4 protein-coding genes are annotated in these 5,677 nt (G+C 52.7%); 2 read left to right on the top strand and 2 right to left on the bottom strand.

What is annotated here, in order from left to right; all coding sequences use genetic code 11:
* The coding region (locus tag ABJF76_RS17810; RefSeq protein WP_413822631.1) for a transposase at positions 1–428 on the bottom strand (428 nt) is incomplete at its 3' end.
* 108 nt (positions 429–536) lie between these two features.
* On the opposite strand from ABJF76_RS17810, the gene ABJF76_RS17815 reads away from it, so the two are divergent.
* Together ABJF76_RS17815 and ABJF76_RS17820 are read left to right on the top strand one after the other, a co-directional pair.
* Positions 537–761, top strand: a complete 225-nt coding sequence (locus ABJF76_RS17815; protein WP_413820766.1) for a DUF6471 domain-containing protein — start codon at positions 537–539, stop codon at positions 759–761.
* On the top strand, positions 719–1,594 hold the full coding sequence (locus tag ABJF76_RS17820; RefSeq protein ID WP_413820767.1) for a hypothetical protein: 876 nt from the start codon (positions 719–721) through the stop codon (positions 1,592–1,594). The genes ABJF76_RS17815 and ABJF76_RS17820 overlap by 43 nt, the downstream gene beginning before the upstream one ends.
* A gap of 480 nt (positions 1,595–2,074) precedes the next feature.
* Here the strand turns inward: ABJF76_RS17820 and ABJF76_RS17825 are convergent.
* The coding region (locus ABJF76_RS17825) for a Hint domain-containing protein (RefSeq protein WP_413822632.1) at positions 2,075–5,677 on the bottom strand (3,603 nt) is incomplete at its 5' end.

Consider the following 5,677-nt stretch of genomic DNA (forward strand, 5'->3'; position numbering starts at 1 on the left):
TGGCCTTCCAGCACTTCACCCGTCTGGACCTCACGCGCGATGGCCTCACGCAGCTTGTGGGCCAGCACAAAGGCTGTCTTGTACTGGCAGTCAATGTCGCGGCTCAGTTGAACCATGCTCATGCCCTTGGATGCGTTCACGGTCAGGAAAATCGCGGCCAACAGGTCCACAAAGTCCATCTTGCGCGATGCAAAGATTGTGCCAGAGGTTACGCTAAACTGGTGATGACAGTTCTTGCATTTGAACTTGCGGCGCGTGGTGATCTTGTACGTCTCACCGTGGCTGCACTGTGGACAAACCGCTTTGCCGTCAGTCTCAGGCCAGCGCATCTTGCAGAACACATCATGCGCCGCCGCTTCGCCAGCTTTGTAGATGCTGCGAAGGCTTAGGGTGCGTGATGCTGCTGAAAGAAGGAAGTGCTGGGCCATTGTTCTGTTTTCTACTATGTTCGTTATCTTCATATCGAATATAGTATAGTGACATACTGAATACAATAAGTTACATACTAAATATGATAACTTTTTAACGGAAAAGATATGCCGGAGCAGAACGAATGGGAAAAGCAGGCCGCAAACCTGCTTAAGTCAGAGTTGAAACGTAAGGGGGTGACTTACGCCCAGCTTGTTGAAAGGCTGGACGCCATTGGAATCAGCGAGAAAGAGGCGAACGTCGCCAATAAGCTATCCCGTGGGAAGTTTTCAGCGGCGTTTATGTTGGCATGTTTAAGCGCTTTACAGACGGTAACTTTGCACTTGGATTAACTATTGGTGGGCTTCTGACAATATTCAGCTTGGTGTGTGTGATCGGTTTAAATTACTGCCCAAACCAACCCTGCCAATATACCGGTGCAGCCGATAATCCATCCAACAATGCAAGACAAGGCGTATGGAATATGCCAAATCCCGCTCGGGGCACGTTCAGCTACAATTCTGAACCAGAATATACTGAAGGCAATCCCGAAAGACACGAATACTATGACCTTCGCGCCCAAGAACGCATGGCTCATGCGACTGATTGGATAGCTTGGATTACCGCTGTTACCGGGTTCTTTAGCATTTTGGGGCTGGGTGCTATTGTCTACACGCTCAACCTTCACAGGTCTGCCAACAAGATCATGCGCGACGAGAAGCGGCCTTGGATGCAATTCGCTCCGACTGTCGCGCAATATGAGAGGGACGGAGTCACTCGCGTTTCCATAGGGTTCAAGCCTAAAAACATTGGCGGGCGACCCGCAAAGAACGTCAGATTTCAAATTCACGAAGGCAAAACGCCTAATAAGATTGAGCCTGCGGTTGAAATCGCTGAGGCGTTGAGGAAGGCCGAGGCAATTCCCGCACGAGCCGGAGTAGTTTTCCCCAATAGCAGCCCAACTACAAAAGTCACCACCAGCATCGTTCTTCCAAAAGGTGAAAGCACCTGCTCTCAGGTATGCACTTGCGCAGTTTTTTATGACATTGGAGAGAGCAAGCCCGCCTGCACTGTTTTTTGCTGGATACTGGCTGTCCGAACCAAGAACGGCCTGCCATTCGGGGAGGATGTGCCTGTGGGGGGGGATCAAGTTAGCTTCGTTGAAATGGCAAGCCATGCAACATAGCGAGATAATTAGAACCTTAATCACCCCTCACACCCCGCCGCGCTGGGTTGAAGTGGTCCGCACGCTTGGTGCGTTTGATACATAAGGCCGGTAAGTTGTCGTTTCCACTGCGAACGCAGCGAAGGTCCGGAATCCGCCCCTTGTGTGGCTCGACGCTCATGGCCTTTAGCCGAAGTTTGTGCCAATTGCGTCTGACGGCAGCTCCCAGCCCAAAACAGACATGGCCGTTCTACCAACTGGGCGGAAGCCAACCTGCGCTGCTTTGTTAATGAGTTCCATGGAACCCACGTAAGCGAACAATTAGCATCGAAGCTTTGGATCCCTTGCTTCATCACAAACCGCATAAATGATGGCATCTGCCGCGCATGAAACAGCTAAAGTTAGGGCGAGACTTCCTCTTTCTATGACTTAAAACCCTATGCCTGCCTGTCTCTGTCTAGAACGCAGGCCGGTGCGATGATCTGCACCAACCTTTGTACTTCATACAGCGTCTGTTTCGACAGGAAGCCTTTCGTTCTTGCAGATGCGTTCGACCATATTTCGGATTTGCCGTCCTTTTGTGGGAATGGCGCGCGCCGACACTGGTTCAAATCCAGGCTGCACTATCTCAGGAAACAAGGTCTCAATTTCAGCCTTTGCTTCTTGCGACAGTGACTTCATGGCTTCGGTTCCTGTAAAAAGACTTTCAGTCCGGGCTCCGTTGGATACGACGATCTGATGATGCTCGAATAATATGTGGAAGTACTCCACGCCGTGCCATGCTTCGACCACCTCAATACCGTCAAGCCCGGTCAATTTGATCGCAGGCACCAGTATTTCGTTTTCCCCAAACATCCGTTGCGCGATCTTGGATCTGATCAGAATTCGGTGCTGCGGTGAGACAAACAAATCTTTCTCGGGGCAATTGGGCGCCAGCGCGCCTGCTTTGATGCGAACAGGGTGTAGCTTGGGATGCATCACCAGATCAGCGGCGCTTAAACCACGTGATCCAATCCAAAGAACAGGTTGATAGCCTGCATCGACCGTGAACACTTCGTCACCGACGGCAAGGTCTTCGATTGATATCTGACCCTTCTTGGTCGCGATCAACGTGCCGCGTACGAAACATGGAACAGATCGGAAATCCGTTTCCGTTGTGTCGACATCTGTGTCGCTTTCAAGATCCGTCAGCAAGTCATCGACGCCGCCTGATGGGTCTGTAAAAGATCCCGGGGCGGTGTCTGACAGGCCGTCACCATTATTGTCAGGACCGCTATTGTCAAAACCGCTTTCGTCTTCGTCCAACGACCCATCATCGTCACTATCAAGATCAAGGTAGTCCGCGTCGCCAGTGCCGTCCGTGTCTTCGGGGGCCTCAAATGCGCCGCCAAACAAACCGTCGTCGACATCGCCTGTCTCAAAAATATCGAGCACACCGTCGCCGTCGGCGTCATTGTCTCTGACGTCGCCATCGGTGCCTTGGTAGTCGGCCGTTGACTGCGCTTCGATAAAGTCGGTGATGCCATCATTATCGGCGTCAATGTCGATATGGTCGGCGATGCCATCATTGTCGCTGTCGCGCGCATCGCTGAACGGCGCGGGGTTGCCGCCTGCGTCCTGCTGCGCAACGTCGGCGATACCGTCGCTATTGATATCCGTGGCCTCGCCTGTGCCGGGTGTCAGATCCAAGGTGCCATCGTTGTTGGCATCCAATGCAGGGTCGGTCCCGCTCTCGCGCAGATCCGAGATACCGTCATTGTCGCTGTCTAGATCAACATGGTCTGCAACGCCGTCGCCATCCGTATCGCGCGGCGCGTCCGTACCACCATCCAGTGAGGTTCCGTCGAGCGCATCGGCACCGTCGTCTAGCCCGTCGTTGTTGGTATCGGTGAAGTTTGTACCGTCAATTTGACCATCACGATCCGTGTCAAAGACATCAAGATCAACGCCGCTTTCCTCAAGATCAGAGATCCCATCGTTATCGCTGTCTAGATCAAGCCGGTCATCAATGCCGTCGCCATCCGTGTCACCGATTTCGTCGGCGTCAAGAATGCCGTCATTGTCGTCATCAAGGTCTTCGTGATCCCCGATGCCGTCATTGTCACTGTCTTGAACCGAACGGAAATCGACGTCAGTGGCATCATTATCAGACGTGTTATCGGTATAATCCTCTAGCCCATCCACCCCGGTTTCAGTGTTACCGACCTGACCGTCTTGATCCGCAAAAGTGACGTTCGATCCGTCATCGATGCCATTTGTGGACGTACCTGTTCCGGTCAGACCGCTTTCGTCTTCGTCAAGGATGCCGTCGCCGTCACTGTCCAGATCGAGCACGTCAGCGGTGCCGTTTCCGTCGATGTCAGGCAAGGTTGGGTTGAAATCGCCACCAAAGGCAAAATTTGGCGCAGGGTCATTATCAACCAGATCGATGATGCCATCGCCATCGCTGTCGGTATTGTCATAGGGGACAAAATCGTCGGTTGGGCGGCTCTCAATGAAATCCGAGATGCCGTCATCATCGGAATCCAGATCGATGTAATCGGCCAAGCCATCGTTATCAGTATCGGCCACAGTCAGCGGAATTGTCGCGCCACCTGCGTCTTGTTGAACAACATCAGCGATGCCGTCCCGATTCAGGTCCGCAGCTTCGCCACCGGCCGAGCCATCTGCATTGATGTCGATCGTACCGTCGTTGTCTGCGTCAAGCGCAGGATCAATCCCGCTTTCGCGCAAGTCCGAAATACCATCGTTGTCGCTGTCCAGATCAAGATAATCAGCAATGCCGTCACCGTCGGTATCGCGCGCAGCGTTAACCTCGCCGTCAAGGGTGCCGTCCAGTTCATCAATACGGTCATCCAAACCGTCATTGTTGGTGTCGACAATTTCGTCTGCATCAATCGTACCATTGCCATCGGTATCATAAAGCGACACGTCAACGCCGCTTTCCTCGATGTCACTTATACCGTCGTTGTCGCTATCAAGGTCTTCGGAATCTAAAATCCCGTCGCCATCAGTGTCGCCCGGTGTTGGGACTGAGAGGGTGCCGTTGCTTGCCCCGTCATTTGTCGGAGCGGGCAAAGAGGCAAAAAATTCAATCTGCGGTGAAGTTGTGTCATAGTCTGTCACTTCATACAGGTTTGAATCTGCGTTTGAGAAAAACAGACGATCGCCTTCGGCAGAAAACACCGCGCCGTTACCACCACCGGGAACATTCGTACCACCAAGGGCTTGGATTTCGACGTCAGGAGATGCCGCATTAAAGTCAAAAGAAAACAGGTCGCCATTTGAGCCGCCATAGGCAACACCATCAATGATCGCAAAATCAACTGGCGTGAATCCTGAGCTGCCTGCGATTTCCGTGCCCGCACCTGTGAGAGGATCAACCTCATACAAGGCGTTGCCCGGGCCACGAATGACCAAAGCATCATCGTGGAACGCCGCAGCAATTGTGCTGACATTATTGAACGTCGAACCTGCGCCGTTGGTTAGGGAAATTGATGGGCCGCCAAAAACGTCACCGGTTTCTGGATCAATTGTAATGATATCGCCGCGAGCGACAGCATCACCGTCGGCGTCGGTCCCGTTGCCTGTTGCAACCGCATAAATCACATCATCAACAGCGCCATCATCCGTACCGGGATCAATCGCAAGGGCATTGTAGCCAAAGCCAGCTGGATCACCGACCTCAATGTATTCGTTTGTGACAAAGTCGTAGTCTAAAAGCTGCCCGGACAAGACCTGGTAGAAACCACTCCCATTGCCTTCCTGCGCGCCTTCAGCAACGTCTAAAATGCCGTCATTGTCATCGTCAAGATCGATGTTGTCAGCGATGCCGTCACCGTCGGCGTCATCAATGGACCGGAAATCGACATCACTTGTATCAGCGTCGGTTCCATTCTCGAGACCGTCTTCAAGACCATCCACACCGGTTTGCGTATTGCCTGTCTGACCGTCTTGATCCGCAAACGTGACGTTTGATCCGTCATCGATGCCGTTTGACGACGTGCCCGTGGAGGTTAGCCCACTTTCCGCACTATCGTTAAATCCGTCATTGTCGGTATCGGTGACGAGCAAATCCGCATCACCGTCACCATCGGTGTCAGT

It is taken from the genome of Tateyamaria sp. (assembly GCF_039940735.1).
Classification (GTDB): Bacteria; Pseudomonadota; Alphaproteobacteria; order Rhodobacterales; family Rhodobacteraceae; genus Tateyamaria.

Coding starts and splice junctions, on each gene's coding strand:
- ABJF76_RS17815 (WP_413820766.1), top strand. CDS start 537: ATGCCGGAGCAGAACGAATGGGAAAAGCAGGCCGCAAACCTGCTTAAG.
- ABJF76_RS17820 (WP_413820767.1), top strand. CDS start 719: ATGTTTAAGCGCTTTACAGACGGTAACTTTGCACTTGGATTAACTATT.